This is a genomic window from Acidobacteriota bacterium (assembly GCA_033549365.1).
Lineage (GTDB): Bacteria > Acidobacteriota > Aminicenantia > Aminicenantales > Saccharicenantaceae > JAWSUF01.
In genome coordinates this window covers 1-19,329 of the sequence record JAWSUF010000016.1, presented here as the reverse complement: position 1 = coordinate 19,329, position 19,329 = coordinate 1, and the positions used below count along the sequence as shown (strand labels likewise).

Sequence of the window (19,329 nt, the reverse complement as noted above, 5' to 3'; positions counted from 1 at the left end):
TGCGTTTATGAATAAGATCGCAGCCCTTTCGGCCGTTTTCCTGTTCGGGCTTTCCCAGGGACTTTGGAGCCAGAGTCTGGTCGAACTGGCCCGCAAGGAAAAAGAGCGCCGGGAAAGCCTCAAGGGACAAGCCGGCGCCGTCGTCACAAACGAAGACTTGGCCAAAGTCACAAAGACTCCGGCCATCGAGACGACGGGCATCCCGGTTATTCCCGAAACCATCCGGGAAGAAGGGGCCGCCGCCGAAGATACGGCGGCGTCGCCCGGATCCGTCCGAAGGATCATCCCGCGCGTCGTCCCTCCTGGTCCCGTGATCACCGGGGAGGGCGAATCCTCGGACCAGGCCTCGGCGGCCGGGGATTTGAAGGAGAGGCTCCGCGAGGCCGAAGAGATGGGTGAACTCCTGACCCTGAAGATGAACGCCCTTTGGCAGAAGTTCTATAACATGGACGACATGACCACGCAGGATCTCGTCCAGCAGGAAATCGCCGACACCTACGAAAAGCTCGTCAAGTCCCAGGAGGATGCCGGCCGGCTCCGGGAGCGGCTCGGCCTCCGGGACGATCGCTGAAGCCGATTCCCGCAACATCCCGTCTTGAAATTCTTTGGCAGTGATTCTTAATAACAAATGGTCAAGGGCGATCGTATTCCCGTATAATGGCCTGCCGAGCCGAAGCGCCTGAAAATCGATATGAAAATCGTTTTAGCCTCAAAATCCCCTCGAAGACGGGAACTTTTCCGCAAGATCACAACCGACTTCACCGTCGTGCCCGGCGATTTCGACGAATCGACGATCCGGGAAAAGGATCCCGTGCTTTTCGCCGTCCGGGCCGCCGAAATGAAGGCCCGCGAGGTCGCCGGCATGCATCCCGAGGCCCTGGTCATCGGTGCCGACACCGTGGTCGACTGCGGCGAAGAGATCCTGGGCAAACCCGCGGACAGGGAGGACGCCCGGCGCATCCTCGAACGTCTGTCCGGACGGAGGCATCGGGTCATCACCGGCGTCGCCCTCTACCGAAAGGACGAGGACCGTCTGATGACCGGCTACGAGATTACGGGTGTCGTTTTCAAAACTCTGAGCCCTGAGGAAATTGAAGAGTATCTCGACCGCAATGACTATATGGACAAAGCCGGCGCCTACGCCGTCCAGGAAATCGGCGACCGCTATGTCGCCGAACTCCATGGGGACTATGACAATGTCGTCGGATTTCCGGTGAGCCGGTTTCGGAAACTTCTGGCCGCGTTCGAAGCGCCGGTCGTCGAGACCGAGATCGAAGACATCGCCTTTCCCAACGCCTGGGGAGTCGGCCGTGTCGACGGCCGGGCGGTCTTCATTCCCGGCGGCCTGCCGGGCGACAGGATCCGGGCTCAGATCCTCAAGACGAAGAGAAGATCCGCCTTCGCCCGGACGATCTCCGTCGAGGCGCCCTCTCCGGACCGCGTGGAGGCGGCCTGCCCGCATTTCGGGACCTGCGGCGGATGCGCCTTCCAGAATCTGGCCTATGCGCGCCAGATCGAACGCAAGCAAAATTATATTCTTCAGACGCTCCGCAAAATCGGCGGGGTCGATCTCCGGGACGTCGAGATCGATCCCATCATTCCCTCCCGGGAGGTCTTCGGCTATCGGAACAAGATGGAATTCGCCTTCGGCGGAGACGCTGCGGGCCCCTTTCTGGGGCTTCGCGAAAGACAGTCGCCTTTTGCGGCTTTCGCCCGGAAAACCGTGCGTTTGGCAACCTGCCCCATCTTCAGTCCCGCCGTCGAAAGGATTTTCCCCGCCGTTCTCGCTTTTGTCGAAGCGACCGGCCTCGAGCCCTATGACCCGCGGACGGGGCAGGGCGTTTTCCGCCACCTCGTTCTGCGGGAAGCGAAGGCGACGGGTGACGTTCTCGGCGTCCTCGTCACGCGGAGCGGCGCCGTTCCGGGTCTCGATGAGGCCGCGACGGGACTCATTGAAAGCCTGCCCTTTCTCAAGAGCCTTTGGCATGTCGAAAACGACCGTGTCTCCGATGTTGTGGATTACGCGGACAAGCGCCTGCTTGCCGGCCGGCCCGCGATCGAAGAGGATCTGGGCGGTTTCCGGCTGGCCATCCATCCCGAGACGTTTATCCAGCCGAATCCCCGGACGGCCGTTCTTCTTTACGAAAAGATCGCGGCCGAAGCGGCGGCCGTGGGCGCCCGGAAAGCCCTGGGCCTTTATTGCGGCGCTGGGGCGATCGAGCTTTTTCTGGCCCGGACCGTCGAGGAGGTGGACGGCGTCGACTCCGTGCCCGGAAACGTTCGGGATGCGGAGAGAAACGCTTCCCAAAACGGTGTTTCCGGCCTTCGCTTCCATGAGGGGACGGTGGAGAAAGTCCTCCGCGAAAAGATGTTTCCGGACCGCGACCTCCTGGTCATCGATCCGCCGCGTTCGGGTCTCAGCCCCAAGGCGCTTCGCAGAATCCTGGAGCTCGACATCCCCCATGTCCTCTACATGTCGTGCAATCCGGCCGCCTTCGCCCGCGACGCCGGGGAGTTCGAAAAGAACGGTTGGCGCCTTGTCCGCCTGACCCCCGCCGACTTTTTTCCCCACACGCCCCACGTCGAAGTCCTCGGGGTTCTCCGCCGCAGTTGACGCGGAGCGAGGGACTGGTCCAGAATAGGCGGGTGACGAGCCGCGAAATCGTAAAATCCATTATCGGCCGAAATCTCGCGCCTCGCTGCGGGTTCTGGCTCGGCAATCCCCATCCCGACACCTTGCCCCGGCTGCACCGGTATTTCGGGACGGAGACCGAAGAGGAACTGCGCCGGAAACTCGGCGATGACTTCCGCTGGATCTCCCCGAGTTTTATCGAGGGGACGTTTCCGAATCTTGGCCGTGTCGGATTGTTCGACCTTCGGCGGGCCGGAGCCAAAGCCAGCCACGGCCAGGCGGGCCCGCTTGCGGATTGCGACCGTCCGGAAGACATCGAAGCTTTCGATTGGCCCGATCCTGTGGATCTTGATTTCGGGCCGGTCGTCGAGGCTCTGGACGAGGCCGGGCCGTATTACCGGGCTTCGGGCTTCTGGTCGCCCTTCTACCACGACCTCATGGATCTTTTCGGTATGGAGCACTATTTCGTCAAGATGATCGCCCAGCCCGATGTCGTCCGGGCGGCGACCGACCGCGTCTGCGGATTTTATTTCGAGGCCAACGCGCGGTTTTACGATGCGGCCGGCGACCGAGTCGACGGCTTTTTCTTCGGCAACGACTTCGGCACCCAGCTCGACCTCATGATCAGCCCGCGGCTTTTCGACGCCTTCGTTCTGCCCTGGATGCGCCGTTTCACGGAGCAGGCCCACGGCCGGGGATACCAGGTCATCCTCCATTCCTGCGGCTCCATCGCCCGCGTCATCGACCGCCTGGTCGAAGCCGGCGTCGACTGTCTTCATCCGCTTCAGGCCATGGCCGTTGGGATGGAGGCCGAAAAGCTGGGGAGGGAGTTCGGCGGCCGGGTGGCCTTCCTCGGCGGGATCGACACCCAGCGCGTGCTGAACACAGGAACCCCCGCCCAAGTCCGCGAAGAAGTCCGGCGCGTCATGGATCTTCTGGGGCCGCACCTCATCGTCAGCCCCAGCCATGAAGCGCTGCTTCCCGATGTGCCACCCCCCAACATCGCCGCCATGGCCGAGGTTGTGCGCTGAAATGCCGGTATTCAAATTTTCCTTTTTTCCCGGCATTTCAGCCCTACGGGCGTGCCGATCTCACCGCATCGATTTCGTTGCGGCCTGCTCGACGTAGCTCAACTACGCCTGCGCAGTCCGCTCCTCATCGCTGCGGCAACCTCGACCCGCGCACAGCCCCGGCGCCGAGGCTGTGCGCTGAGATGCCGAAGTTTTGAATATTGCGGGACGGGCGGCGATAGGATAAAATCCCGGCGAGGCGCATATGACCTTCATCAGCATATTCAACGATGTTCTCGGCCCGGTCATGCGGGGGCCGTCAAGCTCGCATACGGCCGGTTCCTACCGGATCGCCAGGTTGGCGCGCTCGCTTTTTAGCGAGGCACCCGCCCGGGCGAAGCTGACCTTCGATCCCCGGGGATCCTATGCCCAAACCTTCCGCCAGCAGGGCGCCGACCTGGCCTTTGTGGTGGGATTCCTGGATCGGCCGCTCACGGATGACCGGTTCCGCGAAATGCTGGACATCGCCGATGCAGAAGGGTTGGACTTGTCTTTCGCCGTCGAGTCACTTCCGGGTGCGGAACACCCCAACACGGTCAGGATCGAACTTGAAGGCGGGGGAGGGTCGCGCTGTGTTCTCACGGCGGAGTCCACCGGCGGAGGCGGTGTCCGGATCCGGGAGATCGAGGGCTTCCCCGTGGAGATATCCGGAAAAACCGGCGACGTTTTTGTTTGGACGAAAAAAGAATCTGCCCAGGCCGTCGTTAAAATTCTCTCGAACTCCGGCCCGGATATTAACGCTTCCGAAATAGCGGGAAAGGGAGATGAGGTTCTCGTAGCCGCATATGGCGCGAACGTCCCGCCGGAAGGATCATGCGGCGGCCGGCCGTTCGACGATTTAAAGGCGCGCCTGGCATCGCTCCCCGGCGTCCGCTCCGTCCGGGTCGCCTATCCCGTTTTTTTTGTCCGGCGCGGCGATCCACCTTTTTCGAGCGGCGCGGATATGATCGCCTTTGCCGAAGCGCAGGGCAAGTCTCTCGGCGAGGCCGCAATCGCCTATGAATCCGCCGTCCTCGGTTTGTCGGAAGCCGAGATTCTGGCGGAGATGGCCGCCCGCTTCGAAGTCATGCGGATGTCCGTGAAGGAGGGACTTGCCGGCCGCGGCGACTGGATGCAGCAGCTTCGCCCGACGGCGGCGAAAATCCTGGAAGCCGAGAAGAAAGGGACGCTTCCCGCAGGCGGCCTTCACACACGCGCCGCCGCACGGGCCATGGCCGTCATGCATATGACGAATTCCGCGGGAATCGTCTGCGCCGCCCCGACCGGCGGTTCGGCGGGAACCCTTCCCGGAGTCGCCGTCACCCTGGCCGAGGATATGGGATTTCCGGAGGATCGGGTTCTTCGGGCTCTATTCGCCGCATCCGCGGCCGGTCTCATCATCGCTCAGCGCGCGACCTTCGCCGCCGAAGTCGCCGGCTGTCAGGTCGAAATCGGCGCCGCGGGAGCCATGGCCGCAGCCGCCGTGGTCGAGGCCGCGGGCGGAACGGCCCGTCAGGCGGCCGATGCCGCCGCGATCGCGCTTCAGAACACCATGGGCTCGGTTTGCGACCTCGTCCAGGGCGCCTGCGAGATTCCCTGCCACACGCGAAACGCCGCGGCGGCCGCTTCGGCCTTTGTCTGCGCCGATCTCATTCTCGGCGGCTATGACAATCCGATTCCGCTCGATGAAACCGTCGATGCCTCGCTGGCTTCCGGCCGGATGCTGCCTTCCGAGCTCCGCTGCACGTCCCGCGGCGGAATCGCCGTCGCCCCCTCCGCCCTCGCCCTCCCCAGCCTCCGCGCTGAATAATCCTGCTTTCGTGTTTTTTCACGGCTTGGACTTCCGGATATTACAGAAAATAATGCATATAGCACAAACTCTGAAGTCGTATTGAGCCGCGACCAGAAAGCCGATTACCGGAGAAATTGCACCGGGTTCAGTCTTTCTTTTTGTCCTTCGAGGTCACAACGCAGTAGATAAACCCGCCCAGGCACAGGCTGAAGATCGCAATCATGAAGATCAGGGCATCAGGATTCATATTTCTTGAACCTCGCATTCAGAGTTTTATTCAGGAAGAGGAAAACGGCGATGGCTATGGCCCATTGGAAGAAGACCGTTCCCAGAGACTCCACGGAGAAGATCTTGAGCCAGTTTTCGGGATCTCCCGAGTAGGCCGAATAGAACCACCAGCCGAGCATCACGGCCACCTGGACGGGCAGCAGCACGCCGACCAGAAAGTCGAATCCCCGCCCCAGCCGGACCGGACATTCCGGCGTCGAGATGATCTCTTCCCGGAATTTCCTCGGCCCGACCCGGAGAACGAGAAACGTCAGAAACAGGCCGTTGACCATGAGGCCCAGGCCCCAGACCCAGTCCTGGTTATTGAAGAAGGCCAGGCTCATGGCCGACGGCAGTCCCATGACAGTGCAGAGGACACCGACGGTTATGACGGCCTTTTTCCTCGTGAAGCCGGCATCGATGAAGACGCTGGCGATCAGTTCGAGCTGGGAGATCAGCGACGTAATGGCGGCGAAACAGAGGGCGAGGAAAAAGAGGGAAAGGAAAAACGCTCCGCCCGGGATCTTGGCAAAGAGCTGGGGAATCCAGATGAAGGTCAAACCCAGGTTGTCGGTTTTAAGGACTTCCATGACTTTGTCCTGGGAAAAGGCCGGGCCGGCGAAGTAGGAAAAAACTGTGGGTACGATGAGCGTCGCGGCGAGAAGCGACGCCGTGTTATCCCCTAAACCCAATGTGGCCGCGGTGCGCACCGGATTCTGGTTTCTGTGGGAATAGATGGCGTAGGTCAGGATCAGTCCCCAACCGGCGCCCGTCGACCAGGCCGATTGACTGAGGGCGTTCAGCCAGACCCGATAGTCCCCGAGCAGCGACAGGTTCGGCGAGAACAGGAAATTGAGGCCGGCCCCGGCCCCCGGAAGGGTCAGGACGCGCACGATGCTGATGAGGAGGATGCCGAAAAGCGCCGGGATGAGGATTTTATTCGTCCGCTCGATGCCTTTGACGATGCCCGAGTAAATGATGAAACAGCCCAGGGCGATGGCCGCAACATGGTAGACGAGAGGTTCCCAGGATGCGGAAAACAGGCGCCAGTAGGCAATGGTGTCCTTATGAATGAGGCCGTGGAACGTCGAGGCGAAAAAGTACTTCAGGCACCAGCCGGCCACGACCGCATAATAGAAAGTGATCGCCGTGGGGACAAAGGCGACGAACATGCCCATCCAGGTGTATTTCTCGCCGCCCAGTTCCCGGAAGGAACCGACGACGCTCCGGCGCGTCTTCCGCCCGATCGAAAGTTCGATGATCAGGAGGGGGATCGACCACATGAACAGGAAAATCATCCAGGGGATGATGAACGCTCCTCCGCCGTACTGGGCGACGATGCGGGGAAATCGCCACAGATTCCCGGTCCCGACGGCCATCCCCAGGCCCGCGAAGATGATGCCCCAGCGCGAGGCGAACAGGTCCGAACTTTTCATAAGACCTATTATGCCCCGCCCACCGAAATTTTCAACTTATTTTTTCAATCGATTTCGGGGAGGCGGCGCATCCGGGCGTCCGTCCAGATGTCGTTTTCGTCGGTGCTGGTCGACGAAAATTCGGACAGCACCGCCCCTTCGTCACCGGCCTGAAACCAGTGGAGCGTGTTCGGCGCGAGCGTGTGTTGGTCCCCGGGCTTCAGGACGATTTCCCGCCACACCGTAAAATCTTTGCGGTAGCCTTCCGGAATGACCGCATTCGGCTTCGCCGCCGGCTCCCCTGGAATATACAGATAAACCTCGCCCCGCCGGCATCGGAAGGTCTCCTGCTTGCCGCGGTTCCGCTCGTCGACCGGCGGGTGGCGGTGCTCGGGACAGATCTGGCGCGGAAAGAGGATGATGTCCTTGGCGCAGTATCCCCCGGTGTTGACGTAAACGACCACCTGCAGCCCGACGTTCAGGATGTCGCCGAGCCCAAAATCCGAAACTTCGATTTCGGCCGCCTCCTCCGGCCGGAGAACGATCCCGGCCTCCTCCATGACGGCCGCCGCCCTTTTTCGGATTTTCTCGACGTCCTCTTTGTTCATGTCCGACCTCTCATATCCGATTTTGCAATCTCCCGCCTTCCTCGATCGCTCTATTCTCCCGTCATTTCAAAAACGTACCGTCCGGACCCGATCAGAAGAACGATTTCTTTGCCGTCCCGTCTTCCCCCGGCAACGCCGTCCACACCCGGCGCGAACGCTCCGTCCGACCAGACCGGCCGCCCGCTTTCCACGATTTCAATGCGCCGATAATTGAATGTCGGAATCCGGACCTCGCCCTCTCCGCCGACGGGAACGACGATCTCGACGCGCGTCCGGCCGTCGCCCCTCGACCAGGAGCAGGCCGCCCCGCCCCTCACGGTCCGGGTCGCCGCCGCCGCATGCCCGAGGTCGCGCACCATGCGCGGCCGGAAAAGAATCCGGCCGAAGCCGGGCGCCCCGTCGTCCGGTTCGATCCCGCCCAGGGCCTTGAAGAACCAGGCGCCGATGCTGCCCAGCATCGGGTGATTGTGGGAATTCATGGACGGGCCTTCCCGCTTCTGCCACAACTCCCAGACCGTGGTCGCGCCTTCGGCGATCATGTGACCCCAGCTCGGATAGGTCTCCTGCCCGGCGATGTCGTAGGCCAGGTCGGCGTTTCCGCGCCGCGCCAGATATTCCAGAATATACTTCGTGCCGATGATGCCTGTCGTCAGGTGAGAGTCGTGTCCGTAGACGATGTTGTCGAACAGGCTGTCCCAGACCTTGACCCGGACATCCTCAGGAGGGATGTCGAGATAAAGCGCCAACACGTTGGCCGTCTGGGACGGGCCGTAGCTTCCCGTCTTCGGATCGAAGTAATTCCTGTGGAAGGCCTCCCGGATCTCTTCGGCCAGCTCCCCGTATACCCGCGCATCATCCTCCCGCCCCAACGCTCCGGCCGCCGCGGCCAGGATCCGCACGCCCGACAGATAATAAAATGACGAGACGAGGCTCCCCGGACATTTTTCGAGGGCCACCCAGTCGCCGTACCAACTGTAACGCACCAATCCGTCTTCAGCCTTGCTCCGCAGGAACTCGACATAAGCTTTGAGGCCCTCATAGTTCTCCTCGAGCACGCGCCGGTCTCCGTAATACCGGAACATCGCCCGGCAGAGCAGGGGATAGGCCGCACCCCAGGCCGGGTCGGCCGGCCGCTTGCCCCAGACGTGCGGGACGGTGTCCGTGATGCTCCCGTCTTCGCCCTGGACGTCGCGGATGTTGCGGATGAAATTCGTGTAAAAGGCGGCCATGTCGAAGTTCAAAATCGCCGTCTCCGCCGTGGCCTGGGCGTCACCCATCCAGCCCATGCGCTCGTCGCGTTGGCAGCAATCCGTCGGGACGGAGTGAAGATTGCTTTTCAGGCCCCACAGGAGGATGTCCTGAATGCGGTTGAGAACGGGCTTCGAGGCCGCGAAATTTCCGGCGGGCTCGACTCCGGTATGTACGACCCGTCCCCTGACACTGTCGATCTGCGGCACGCCCGGCCAACCCGAAAGCTCGACATAGCGAAAACCGTGATAAGTGAAACGCGGCTCCCAGGTTTCGACGCCTTCGCCCTTGAGGATAAAGCGGTCCTCGGCCCGGGCGCTGCGGAGATTTTCGCGGTTGAGGGTTCCGTCGGGATAGAGAAGCTCGGCGAACCGAAGCCGGATTTCGGCGCCCGCGGGTCCGCTCACCCGGATCGCCGCCCATCCGCTGAAGTTCCGGCCCATGTCGAAGACAAAGACGCCGGGGCGCGGATTCGACATGGCCCGCGGCACCAGGGTATCGACGACCCGGATCGGCGGCATCATCTGCGAGGACGGCACTCCGGCCGGACCCTCGATGCGCTCGGCCGGCGTCCAGCTCTTCGCCTTGAACCCCGGGGCGTCCCATCCCGGCTCGTCCCGGCGCGCGTCATAGGTTTCGCCGTCGAACAGGCTGTCCTCGACGATCGGTCCGGCGGCCGCCGTCCACGAATCGTCGCTCGCGAGGTCAACCGTCCGTCCGCCGGCGCAGACGACGGTCAGGCGGAAGCGCAAAGCCCGCCCCTTGAACCAGCCCGCGCCGAGCATGACTCCGACTGCGTTCGCACCTTTCTTGAGAAAAGGCGTGACATCGTGGACGGCGTAGAGGACACGCTTTTCGTAGATCGTCCATCCCGGATCCAGGACCGCCTCACCGGCTTTGCGGCCGTTGATCCGCAGTTCGTTGTATCCCAGGCCGCAGATGTAGGCCCGGGCCCGGATCGGTTCGGCGGGAAGCGTGAATTCCCGGCGCAGAAGTCCGCCGCCCCCGATCCATTCCCCCGTCCAATCCGAAGGCTCGAATAGACCCGTGCCGAAAGACGCCGTCCGGCTCCAGGGGCTTTCCCGGCCGTCGCGGTCCCACCACTTGACCTTCCAGAAATAGGTCCGGTCGCTTTCGAGAGGTTTTCCGGAATAGACGACGTAAGGCGTGTCCGGCCCTTCCATCCGGCCGCTGTCCCACATGTCGGCGGTTGCGGCGCCGAAAGCCGTCGACACGATGACCCGGCAGACCGTCGGTTTTTGGGCCCGACCATAATGGTCGCAAATCCAGAAGAAGCGCGGCGCCCGGACGTCGACGCCGAGGGGATTTTCGAGATATTCACATCGGAGACCGTGCGGAGGCTGCGGGCCTTTCTTCCGTGTTTGAATCGTCATGGGCGACACCTCCTCCGGCTATTATGCGAAGAAACATCGCGTGAGGCAACCGGGGCCGTTGCGGCGTTCCGCCCGTTCGGCCTACAATAGCCGCGGAGGCATCATGAAAGATACAAGCCTGCTTTATTTATCCCGTACGGACGTTGAGGCGGCCGGCCTTGACATGCCGACCGTCATCGCCCTGATGGAGACGGCCTTCCTGGAAAAAGGGGAGGGCCGGGTGGAGATGCCCCCCAAGCCCGGCATTCACCCGGGTCCCGACGCCTTCATCCACGCCATGCCCGCGCTCATTCCGAAGATGCGGGCGGCCGGGATCAAATGGGTCGGCGGCTTTCCGGAAAACCCGCGCCGCGGCCTTCCCTATATCTCGGGGCTGATCATCCTCAACGATGTCGAAACCGGGCTGCCCACGGCGATCATGGACTGCACCTGGATCACGGGTTACCGCACGGCCGGGGCGACCGCGGTCGCAGCCCGGCGCCTGGCCCGTCCCGACAGCGAAACAGCCGCGATCCTGGGCTGCGGCCTCCAGGGCAGGACGCATCTTCTGGCGCTGGCCTCGATTTTTCCGCTGAAGCGCGTCTTGGCCTACGACATCTCCGCCCCGGCCCTCAAAGCCTTCATCGAAGAGATGTCCCCGAAGTTGGGGCTGGAGATCGATCCCGTCTCCGAACCCCGCCGGGCCGTCGAGGCAAGCGACCTCGTCGTGACCGCCGGCCCTCTGCTCAAAAATCCCGATCCCGTGATCGAAAAGGATTGGCTGCAACCCGGGGCCTTCGCCGGCGCCGTGGATTTCGATTCCTACTGGAAGCCCGAAGCCCTCCTTCAAATGGACAAGCTGGCGACGGACGACATCCCCCAGTTTCAGTACTACCGGACGGTCGGCTATTTCCGGCAAACGCCCGACCCATACGCCGACCTCGGCGAGATCCTGGCCGGACGAAAGCCCGGCCGCGAGAACGCCTCCGAACGAACAATGGCCATGAATCTCGGCTTGGCCATCGGGGATATGGCCGTCGCTCCCGAAGTCCTCCGGAGGGCGGTCGAGCGCGGTCTCGGCGTCCGGCTTCCTCTCTGAGGCGCGATGGCCGGCGATTCCCCTTTTCCGAAAACCGCCGATGCCGTCGTCATCGGAGGCGGCGTCATGGGGGCATCCACGGCCTATCACCTGGCCCGTATGAACTGCCGCCGGGTCGTCCTCCTAGAACGCCGGGAGCATTTTGGAATGGAAGCCACGGGCAAGTGCGCCGGCGGCATCCGTCATCAGTTCGACTCCGAAATCAACATCCGCATGTCCCTCCTCAGCCTCCCGATGCTCGACCGCTTCGAGGAGGAGACGGGTCAGCCGGCCGGCGTCAAAAAATGCGGCTATCTCTTCGTTCTGACCGACGAGCGGGATATCGGGGAATTCCGGAGGCAGGCGGCCCTGCAAAACAGTCTGGGTGTGCGGACGGAGTGGCTGGACGGAGATGAGCTCCGGCGCCGCCTTCCGCTTTTTGCGTTTCCGGATGCCCTGGCCGCAACCTGGGGACCGGATGACGGCCTGGCCGACCCGGCCTCCGTCGTCCAGGGCTATATCGCAACCGCCCACCGCCGGGGCGCCGTGTGCCTGACGGATGTGGAAGCGATGGGCGTTCGTGTCGAAGCCGGTCGCGTCCGCGGCGTCTCGACGACCCAAGGGTTCATCTCATCGCCGGTTGTCGTCAATGCCGCGGGTTCTTGGGCCGGTCAAGTCGGCAGGATGGCCGGGATCGACATCCCCGTCTCGCCCGTCAAACGCCAGATCGCCGTCACAACGCCGATTCCGGGCCTTCCCGGAGACCTGCCGTTTGTGATCGACTTCAGCCGGAGCCTTTACTTTCACCGCGAAGGCCCGGCCGTCCTGACCGGCATGTCCAACGCCGCCGAACCGGCCGGTTTTGATCAGAGCGTTGACGACGACTGGGAAGCGGTTCACCTGGAGGCGGCCTGCCGGCGTCTGCCGCTTCTCGAAAATGCCGGAATCGCTTCGCGCTGGGCCGGTCTCTATGAGAACACGCCCGATGCCCATCCCATCCTCGGCCGTGCCGAAGAGATCGAAGGTTTCCACGTCATCACCGGATTTTCCGGCCACGGCTTCATGCACGGCCCCGCTTGCGGCCTTCTTCTGGCCGAGGAAATTCTGGAGGGCCGAGCCCGGACTCTCGACATCGCCGAACTCCGCCTGAGCCGCTTCAGAAAAGGCACTCCCTCCCGCGAATACAACGTTGTGTAATCTTTTCTCTCTTCTAGATATCTCTATAGACGCTCTTACGGTGTTTGATGCGATAAATATAAATCCGTCTCATGGGATCGTCGATCCGGTATAGAACGCGATAATCTCCGACTCGGATCCGATAGCCCTCTTCATCCGTGAGCTTCAGGCAGCCCGGCGGACGGGCTTCACGGGCTAACCCGCGAATCTTTTCAATGATCCTTTTGAATGTCTGCGGTTCGAGTTTGTCGAGGTCCCTTTGCGCCGGCGGGAGAATGTAGATATCATACACGGCGCTTCTTCAGGTAGTCATCGAGCACGACAGCCTGAGTTTCGAGGGTTCTCAGGTCTTTCATGTCCACAAGATCTTCCTTGAGTTCCTCGCGGTTGAGTTGCTCGAGCAGGGCTTTTTCGACGAAAAACCCGTATTTCACGCCCCTCTCCCGGCAGAAGCTTTTGACACGTTCAGCCACGGCATAATCGACCTTGACGGCCAGAGTGGTTTTTTGATCTTTCATGGCGCTTTCATAATAGGGCTTAAAGTTAGCAAAGTCAAGAAAAAGTATAAAATAGTTAACTATTGATAAATTCCCTGTGAAGAGTGCGAACGGCCCGTGTCTCCTCTTCGCGGGCGATGACGACGCAGGCCGAAACATCCGAGGCGCCCAGCAGGGCCGTCTCGACACCGATTTTTTCCCGGGCCAGGGCGGCCAAGACGCGGCCTGCCGCCCCGGGCTGTTCCAACACGCCTTCGCCGACCGCGGCGACAATCGCGATATCCCGCCGGATTTCGGCATAAGGCGGCGCCCCGCCGTTCAGGTTTTTTATGGCGGCCCAGCCTTGTTCGGCATCGGCCGCGGCCATCAGCAGAAGATGGCCCGACCGGGTCGTGATCATCGAGGTGACAGTCGCTCCGGCCTCCGCCAAACAGGACAGGGTTCGGGCGAGAAGCGACGCCCCCTGCCCGGCCGACGGCACCGGAATTCGCAGGGCGGCGATCTGCGGGTTGGAGGTCACGCACTTGAAATTCGCCCGGCGCCCGGTCCGCTTGTGAATGACGGCCGTCCCGGGATTCCGCGGAAGGTCGAGGTTGCGAATTCGAAGAGCGATCTCCGCTCCCTCAAGAGGCTCGAACGTTCGGGGGTGGAGGATGCGCGCCCCGAGCGAGGCGAGCTCGGACGCCTCGCGAAAGGTCAAGCGGCGGACGGTTCCGGCCTCGGGCACAATTTCGGGGTCCGCCGTCATGAAGCCGGCCGCGTCCTTCCAGAATTCAAGGCGGGAGGCGTCGAGCGCCCGCGCGGCGACGGCGGCGCTGTAATCCGAGCCGTTCCGCCCGAAGGTCGAAACGCGTCCGGACGGCGCGGCGCCGAAAAACCCGGTGAGGACCGGGATGGCCCGCCGGCCGGCCGCCCGTGCGGCGTGAGGAGCGACCCGTACGGCGAACAGTCCCGGGTCGGCTGAGGCATTCTCGGGCTTTCCGTCCGTGATCAGACCGACGGCGTCCGCTTCCCAGACTTCGCTCCGGCGGCCGAGCCCGCAGATCGTGTGGGCGAAAACGGCGGCCGCCAGGCGTTCGCCGTAACTCGAAACCACAGCGGCGTCATGTGGATCGCCCCTATCCCGGCCGGCCCGCCGGAAAAGGCGCTCCAGGCGGGCCAGCCGTTTTTCGACGGAGCGGCGGGCCGACGCTTTGAGCCGGGCTGAGGAAATCACGCCTTCGATGACCGCGGTATGGCGTTGTCTCAAGTTTCCGATGATTTCCGGAACGGCACTCATATCTTCCGCCGCGGCGGCCCGGCCCGCCAGAATGGCGTCCGTGACGCCTTGAAGCGCCGAAACCACACAGACGGACGGCGCCATTCGCCCGGATGCGATGCGGGCCGCCCGGAGAACGCTCGATGCGTCCCGGAGGCATCCGCCCCCGAATTTCATGACGATCATGGTAATAATCCCCCCTTTCGAGTGAATTCCGCGGCGAGCAGAACGTTGCCGGCCGCGCCTCGGACGAGATTGTTGACGAGAAGCAGAAAAGAAATCCGCCGTCCGTCCGCCTGGATGCGGCCGACGGTTGCGGCCATGCCCCGAGCCCGCTCCGGCCGGCCGGCGCCGGCGTCGAGAAGAGGCTGCGGCCTGTCCTCTTCGACACGGACGATGATGGGCGTCTCCGGTGCTGTCGGCAGGCCGGTGACTTGAGGGGGAGAGTGGAATCCCTTGAAGAGCTCGCGCACCTCATCCACGTCCGCCCGCCTTGCGGTTTCGACCTCGATGGACAAAAGGTGCCCGACCTGAACGGGAACGCGGCAGCAGGTCGGCCGAATGGATATTTCCCGATCGACGATCCGGCCGCTGTGAACCCGGCCGAGAATCTTCCGTGTTTCGCGGCGCATTTTGTCTTCCTCGCCGCCGATAAAAGGGAGGACATTTCCGGAGATGTCGAGAGCCGCCAGGCCTGTGCGTCCGGCGCCCGACAGGGATTGAAAGGTCGTCACCGTGCAGAATACCGGATCGAGCGGATCCAGAGGTTTCAGCCCCAGGACAAGCCCGGCGGTCGTGCAGTTCGATCCGGCGGCGATGAAGCCTCCGTGACGTTCGATCTGATCGCGGAGTAGCGAGGCGTGGTCCGGATTGATCTCGGGAATGAGGATCGGAACATCCGCGTCCATGCGCCGGGCCGAGGCGTTGGTGAAAATGAAGTATCCGGCCGCGCGGAGTGCGGCTTCGAGCGGCCCGGCGATCCCGGCCGGAAGGGCGCTGAAAAAGACGCGACAGCCGGACTCGGTCACAAGATCTGGTGAGGTTTCGACGACAGTCATGTCGCGAACCGCCGGCGGCATTTCTCCTCCCGCGATCCAACGGCAGGCCTCTTGATAGGATTTTCCGGCGCTTTTCGGCGATGCGGCCAGGAGGCTGATCCGGAACCATGGATGGCCGTCGAGCAGGCGGACGAAATGCTGCCCGACGAGTCCCGTGCAGCCCAGAACGCCGACGGAAGTTTTCTGTTGTCTCATGACGGATTTCTTTCTTTTTGGGTCGTCCGGATCCTGCACGGGACGTAGCCGTTCCAGCTGAAATCCTGTTCTTCGCAGGCCGGGCGTACTTGATTTTTCCCGTTTGATGCGCTCTTCTCTTCGGAATGGCCGTTGAGGGTTGCCTTTCCGATGCGCGTTCGAACGATCTCCGGCAGCCGCCCTTTGGCCGCGACGTGGGCGCCGGCGACGGCCAGCATTCCTTCGATACCGGGAATCCGGATTTTTTCGAGAGCGTTCAGCAAGCCCGCCTCGCTCCGGCGTTGGACAGCGTTGCCAAGGGCTGTTGCCGCGGCATCGGCTAGAGCGGCATCGCGGGCGACGACGGTTGCCGCATCAGCCTGTCCGAAGCTCAACGAATGGCCCACTGTCCCTGACGAAGTGCAGACGGCGATGATTCCCCGGCGGGGAGGGATGCGGAGGGCAATCGTCTGCTCCTCGGACCGGCCGGTGAAAATGCCCACCGTAATCGGCCGATCGAGGATCATGGCGATGTCGCCGCCGTTGGAGATGACGGCATGCTTGGCCCCGGCCTTGATCATGGCGCGGAGCACGGCTTCGGCCGTCGCTCCGGCGACGGCGGCCATCGGCCCGACACCCGCCCGGGCCGCGGCCCGGATCATGCGGCGGGCGATGGGCGGGGCCTTCGGGTCTTCCGGAAAAGGGGAGAGGGCATAGCGAAAAAGCGGCCGGGTCTCCATGTATTCTTCAAGATCGAGCCGCGCCTTTCGGATCTCGGTCTCGGCGACGGAGATCAAAACTTCATCCGCGGTGACCAAGGCGATGGTGTCTTTGTGAACAATGCGATGGGTGTTCACGGCGTGTCTCCGTTCCTTGTCAAGGCGCCGGCCGGACAGACGCCGTCGCAACGACCGCAGTTGTTGCAAAGCGCGTTGTCTGCGGTCACGCGCCAGTCGGCGTCGCGGCGGAAAACATGCGAGGGACAAATGGAAAGGCAGGCGCCGCATTGGAAACAGCGAGATTCGTTCCAAAGCGATGAAGATCCGATATTTTGCCTGCCGTTGCCGCTCCGTCTTCTCGTTTCGGCCGCCGCGGCCGTTTTTCCCTCGATTCCGGCGGCTTTTGATCCTTGGGTCTTCCCGTGCGCTGCCATTTCGTTTCCGTCGGTGTCATGCCGCTGCCGGAATGCGCCGTTTGTCGGCCGCCGGATTTCGAGAGGCCGGACCCGCGCCTTCCGCGGCAGGGGCGCGGCCGGCTGCGTCAGTTCGAATTCCCCGTTGAGGATCCACTGCTTCAATGTTTCGGCGATGCCCCGGGCTTTATGAAAGCTCGAAAGCGGCGCCGCCGGAACGGCCCGGCCGTTGAGATCGATCATCCCGGCTTTGAGCTCGGCATAGCTTACGGTCTTGAGCCCCGGCCTGTTCCGCGAGGGAACACTGTAATCCTTGATCGTCACGGAGATGTCCGCGTCGGAAACTCCGGCCGCCGCCGCGACCTCTTCGTCGAGCACGGGGATGGGCACCCCCAGGCCGATATAGAGGGTCGGGCCGTAGCCGGGCATGACGGCGGCGCGCAGAAAATCCGTCGACATGGCCTTGAGATCCCCCTGAACCATGAGCGTCCCGAATCCGGTCTCGGGATTGTGCTGGGTGCCCGGACCGGTGATCCAGCCTGGGGCGCCGCCGAGAAAAACCCGTGTCCCGACGCCGATGGTCCGGTAGCCGGGGTCGTTGTTGAGGGGAGAGAGTTCGCCCGCCCCCGAATAGGTCACATTCCCGAGCCGGGGAAGGAGTTTGCCCATATAGGTTTGGATGGTCTCCGATCCGGAGTTCGCGGCGGCGTCATAGCGCTGGTAGCCGTTTCGGGGATTGGCGAGAAGCGCGAAATTGAGGTCTTCGAGGCGGACCTCGGTGAGGATCCGTTTCCGCGGATAGCAGTCCGTTCCCGGCGAGACCGCCCGCAGGACGACGGGCCGTCCCCGGAGCAGATCTTCGATGACATGGGCGCCGCCGTAACCGATGCCGACGGCCGTCGAGGCTTGCGTTGCGCCCAGGTAGGCATCGACGGCCGCGACGCCCGCGTAGGCTTCGACGTCGTTCAGCCAGACGCGGGACATCCGCAGCGGGGGGTTGGCGTGGCCGAAATTCAGCCAGACTCCGGAGGAGCACATGGCCCCGAACGTTCCCGTCGTGACGACGTCGACGTCTTCGGCGGCCCGGCGGGCGCCGCGTTCGCGGACGATGCGGGTCATTTCGTCGGCCCGGACGATCCGGGCTTTTCCCGCGGCGATTTTTTTATTGATGGATCCTATCGTTTTCGACATGATGTCGGCCTCCCGGCATGGAAATGCCCCGGTGCAAAGACCTGGGGTTGAAGCGTTGGGCTGGGGCCTCCCGAATACCCGCTTCCCTCTCAGGGATCGGGGTATCCGGGCTTCACATTATCATACAGGAGGCGGAAGAAAGACGGAAAACGGACGTCGAGGACGACGGGAGCCGTCCCGATGGGGTGAACGATTGATGTCCGTTTTTCATCTCGGCGAAGTTTATAGCAGAAAAAGCCGCTCCGTGCAAGAATTTATTTGTCGTCTTGACAAATCTTATTTATGGGGCTACAATAAGATCTCAATCGTAGTCACGAAAAGGCATAAGCATGAGATTCATCAATGTCCGGGAGCTTAAGGCCAAAGCATCGGAGATTCTCAAGGCGGCGGCCGATGAAGAGATTGTTGTGACAAGCCGGGGGAAACCGATCGTCGTCATAAGGGGAGTCGATGACGAGGATTTCGAGCTTGCGGCATGGCGTTTTCGGCCGGCGGCTGTCCGGGAAACGCAAGCCTCCTATGGCGAGGCGCACGAAAAAACGTCGCCAATCGAGCCTCCGGTCGAGAAGACAAGATCCGCGAAACCCGAGACAATCAAAGCCGGGAACCCGCTCAAAGCCGTCTTTTGGGATTATCCGGAATTGACGGATGAAAACGTTTTGGCCGGTAAAATCCGGGCTGCCCGAAAGTCATCCCTTCAAGATGCCCTCCGATGGTTCTTGGCCCGCTTTCTGGAGCGCGGCCGGGCCGTGGACACCTTGCGGTTTTTCACACCCGAAGAAATCCGTCGTCATTTGCCGTCCTTGAAGATATCCCCCCGGGCCGTCGCTCGATGGACGAAGATTTTGGAATCTTATGCAAGACCTTAAAGAGAGTCCCGAGGGATATGCCTCTCCAGCTCAAAAGAACCTGCTGGCTGCTCTCAGCAGAGATCCGATCCTCGGCGAAGCTTTTTTTCTCACAGGGGGAACTGCCCTTTCCGTTTTCTATCTCGGACATCGGGTTTCCGACGATATCGATCTCTTTACCTCGGAACCGATGGATTTGCCCGCGATCACGGATCTTATCCTTCAACCCTGGAACGAGGAGATCACCCTCATTATCAGCGAACCGTCTTTTGTTTCGGTTCTGATTCGGAATGTCAAGGTGGATTTCGTCGTCGATCACCTTGCCGATATTGAAATACGGCCGATGGCTGTCTTCGATTCGGGCGGCCGTCTCGCCGTGGATTCCCTGGAAGCCATCGCCGGCAATAAAATGGCGACATTGATCAGCCGTTTGGAGCCGAAGGATTACATCGATTTTTATATCATTGCCAGAAAACCCCAGGCTTTTAAGCCTGGGGATGAATGGCACCCGGAACGAAGCCAGCGAAGCTGGC

The 19,329-nt window shown here is 62.2% G+C and carries 17 protein-coding genes; 8 read left to right on the top strand and 9 right to left on the bottom strand.

The window, feature by feature from the left end:
- The first annotated feature begins 7 nt into the window (after positions 1-7).
- From SCM96_14560 to SCM96_14545, 4 genes are all read left to right on the top strand, one after another.
- Positions 8-571, top strand: coding sequence for a hypothetical protein (locus SCM96_14560; GenBank protein ID MDW7761845.1), 564 nt, complete (start codon positions 8-10; stop codon positions 569-571).
- Between the two features lie 120 nt (positions 572-691).
- Positions 692-2,614 carry a 23S rRNA (uracil(1939)-C(5))-methyltransferase RlmD gene (gene rlmD / locus SCM96_14555; GenBank protein MDW7761844.1) on the top strand — a complete coding sequence of 641 codons (1,923 nt, stop codon included), beginning with the start codon at positions 692-694 and terminating at the stop codon, positions 2,612-2,614.
- Between the two features lie 32 nt (positions 2,615-2,646).
- On the top strand, positions 2,647-3,663 hold the full coding sequence (locus SCM96_14550; GenBank protein ID MDW7761843.1) for a uroporphyrinogen decarboxylase family protein: 1,017 nt from the start codon (positions 2,647-2,649) through the stop codon (positions 3,661-3,663).
- 244 nt (positions 3,664-3,907) lie between these two features.
- Positions 3,908-5,491, top strand: coding sequence for an L-serine ammonia-lyase, iron-sulfur-dependent, subunit alpha (locus tag SCM96_14545; GenBank protein ID MDW7761842.1), 1,584 nt, complete (start codon positions 3,908-3,910; stop codon positions 5,489-5,491).
- Positions 5,492-5,709: 218 nt separating this feature from the next.
- Here the strand turns inward: SCM96_14545 and SCM96_14540 are convergent, their stop codons facing one another.
- From SCM96_14540 to SCM96_14530, 3 genes are read right to left on the bottom strand one after another with little or no spacing between them, the layout of a single operon-like run.
- A complete protein-coding gene (locus tag SCM96_14540) occupies positions 5,710-7,176 on the bottom strand; it encodes a sodium-dependent transporter (protein MDW7761841.1) in 1,467 nt (488 codons plus the stop codon).
- 44 nt (positions 7,177-7,220) lie between these two features.
- Complete coding sequence (locus SCM96_14535; GenBank protein MDW7761840.1) at positions 7,221-7,763, bottom strand: D-lyxose/D-mannose family sugar isomerase; 543 nt, start codon at positions 7,761-7,763, stop codon at positions 7,221-7,223.
- A gap of 50 nt (positions 7,764-7,813) precedes the next feature.
- On the bottom strand, positions 7,814-10,405 hold the full coding sequence (locus tag SCM96_14530; GenBank protein ID MDW7761839.1) for a family 78 glycoside hydrolase catalytic domain: 2,592 nt from the start codon (positions 10,403-10,405) through the stop codon (positions 7,814-7,816).
- A gap of 103 nt (positions 10,406-10,508) precedes the next feature.
- Between SCM96_14530 and SCM96_14525 the strand changes: the two genes are divergently transcribed.
- Together SCM96_14525 and SCM96_14520 are read left to right on the top strand one after the other, a co-directional pair.
- On the top strand, positions 10,509-11,483 hold the full coding sequence (locus SCM96_14525) for an ornithine cyclodeaminase family protein (GenBank protein MDW7761838.1): 975 nt from the start codon (positions 10,509-10,511) through the stop codon (positions 11,481-11,483).
- Between the two features lie 6 nt (positions 11,484-11,489).
- On the top strand, positions 11,490-12,659 hold the full coding sequence (locus tag SCM96_14520) for an FAD-binding oxidoreductase (protein MDW7761837.1): 1,170 nt from the start codon (positions 11,490-11,492) through the stop codon (positions 12,657-12,659).
- 13 nt (positions 12,660-12,672) lie between these two features.
- Here SCM96_14520 and SCM96_14515 read toward each other — a convergent pair whose 3' ends face one another.
- The 6 genes from SCM96_14515 to SCM96_14490 are packed head-to-tail and all read right to left on the bottom strand — an operon-like array spanning position 12,673 to position 17,948.
- Positions 12,673-12,930: a type II toxin-antitoxin system RelE/ParE family toxin gene (locus SCM96_14515; protein ID MDW7761836.1), complete on the bottom strand. Its 258-nt coding sequence runs from the start codon at positions 12,928-12,930 to the stop codon at positions 12,673-12,675.
- Positions 12,923-13,156, bottom strand: a complete 234-nt coding sequence (locus tag SCM96_14510; GenBank protein ID MDW7761835.1) for a hypothetical protein — start codon at positions 13,154-13,156, stop codon at positions 12,923-12,925. The genes SCM96_14515 and SCM96_14510 overlap by 8 nt, the downstream gene beginning before the upstream one ends.
- 55 nt (positions 13,157-13,211) lie before the next feature.
- The gene (locus SCM96_14505; protein MDW7761834.1) at positions 13,212-14,579 is read right to left on the bottom strand and encodes an aspartate kinase; all 1,368 of its coding nucleotides are present in this window, start codon (positions 14,577-14,579) and stop codon (positions 13,212-13,214) included.
- Positions 14,576-15,646: an aspartate-semialdehyde dehydrogenase gene (gene asd / locus SCM96_14500; GenBank protein MDW7761833.1), complete on the bottom strand. Its 1,071-nt coding sequence runs from the start codon at positions 15,644-15,646 to the stop codon at positions 14,576-14,578. Before asd ends, SCM96_14505 begins: the two co-directional genes overlap by 4 nt.
- Positions 15,643-16,482 carry a UPF0280 family protein gene (locus SCM96_14495; GenBank protein MDW7761832.1) on the bottom strand — a complete coding sequence of 280 codons (840 nt, stop codon included), beginning with the start codon at positions 16,480-16,482 and terminating at the stop codon, positions 15,643-15,645. The genes asd and SCM96_14495 overlap by 4 nt, the downstream gene beginning before the upstream one ends.
- On the bottom strand, positions 16,479-17,948 hold the full coding sequence (locus tag SCM96_14490) for a homocysteine biosynthesis protein (GenBank protein ID MDW7761831.1): 1,470 nt from the start codon (positions 17,946-17,948) through the stop codon (positions 16,479-16,481). The genes SCM96_14495 and SCM96_14490 overlap by 4 nt, the downstream gene beginning before the upstream one ends.
- 329 nt (positions 17,949-18,277) lie before the next feature.
- Between SCM96_14490 and SCM96_14485 the strand changes: the two genes are divergently transcribed.
- Both SCM96_14485 and SCM96_14480 read left to right on the top strand, forming a co-directional pair.
- Complete coding sequence (locus SCM96_14485) at positions 18,278-18,817, top strand: type II toxin-antitoxin system prevent-host-death family antitoxin (protein ID MDW7761830.1); 540 nt, start codon at positions 18,278-18,280, stop codon at positions 18,815-18,817.
- Positions 18,804-19,329, top strand: a 526-nt coding sequence (locus tag SCM96_14480) for a nucleotidyl transferase AbiEii/AbiGii toxin family protein (GenBank protein MDW7761829.1), incomplete at its 3' end; no start/stop codon positions are given. The genes SCM96_14485 and SCM96_14480, both read left to right, overlap by 14 nt.

Bases quoted from the DNA above. Each gene is read 5' to 3' on its own strand.
- SCM96_14490 (MDW7761831.1), bottom strand. From the start codon at position 17,948: ATGTCGAAAACGATAGGATCCATCAATAAAAAAATCGCCGCGGGAAAA.
- SCM96_14540 (MDW7761841.1), bottom strand. From the start codon at position 7,176: ATGAAAAGTTCGGACCTGTTCGCCTCGCGCTGGGGCATCATCTTCGCG.
- rlmD (MDW7761844.1), top strand. From the start codon at position 692: ATGAAAATCGTTTTAGCCTCAAAATCCCCTCGAAGACGGGAACTTTTC.
- SCM96_14545 (MDW7761842.1), top strand. From the start codon at position 3,908: ATGACCTTCATCAGCATATTCAACGATGTTCTCGGCCCGGTCATGCGG.
- SCM96_14505 (MDW7761834.1), bottom strand. From the start codon at position 14,579: ATGATCGTCATGAAATTCGGGGGCGGATGCCTCCGGGACGCATCGAGC.
- SCM96_14560 (MDW7761845.1), top strand. From the start codon at position 8: ATGAATAAGATCGCAGCCCTTTCGGCCGTTTTCCTGTTCGGGCTTTCC.
- asd (MDW7761833.1), bottom strand. From the start codon at position 15,646: ATGAGACAACAGAAAACTTCCGTCGGCGTTCTGGGCTGCACGGGACTC.
- SCM96_14520 (MDW7761837.1), top strand. From the start codon at position 11,490: ATGGCCGGCGATTCCCCTTTTCCGAAAACCGCCGATGCCGTCGTCATC.
- SCM96_14535 (MDW7761840.1), bottom strand. From the start codon at position 7,763: ATGAACAAAGAGGACGTCGAGAAAATCCGAAAAAGGGCGGCGGCCGTC.
- SCM96_14485 (MDW7761830.1), top strand. From the start codon at position 18,278: ATGAGATTCATCAATGTCCGGGAGCTTAAGGCCAAAGCATCGGAGATT.
- SCM96_14530 (MDW7761839.1), bottom strand. From the start codon at position 10,405: ATGACGATTCAAACACGGAAGAAAGGCCCGCAGCCTCCGCACGGTCTC.
- SCM96_14510 (MDW7761835.1), bottom strand. From the start codon at position 13,156: ATGAAAGATCAAAAAACCACTCTGGCCGTCAAGGTCGATTATGCCGTG.
- SCM96_14525 (MDW7761838.1), top strand. From the start codon at position 10,509: ATGAAAGATACAAGCCTGCTTTATTTATCCCGTACGGACGTTGAGGCG.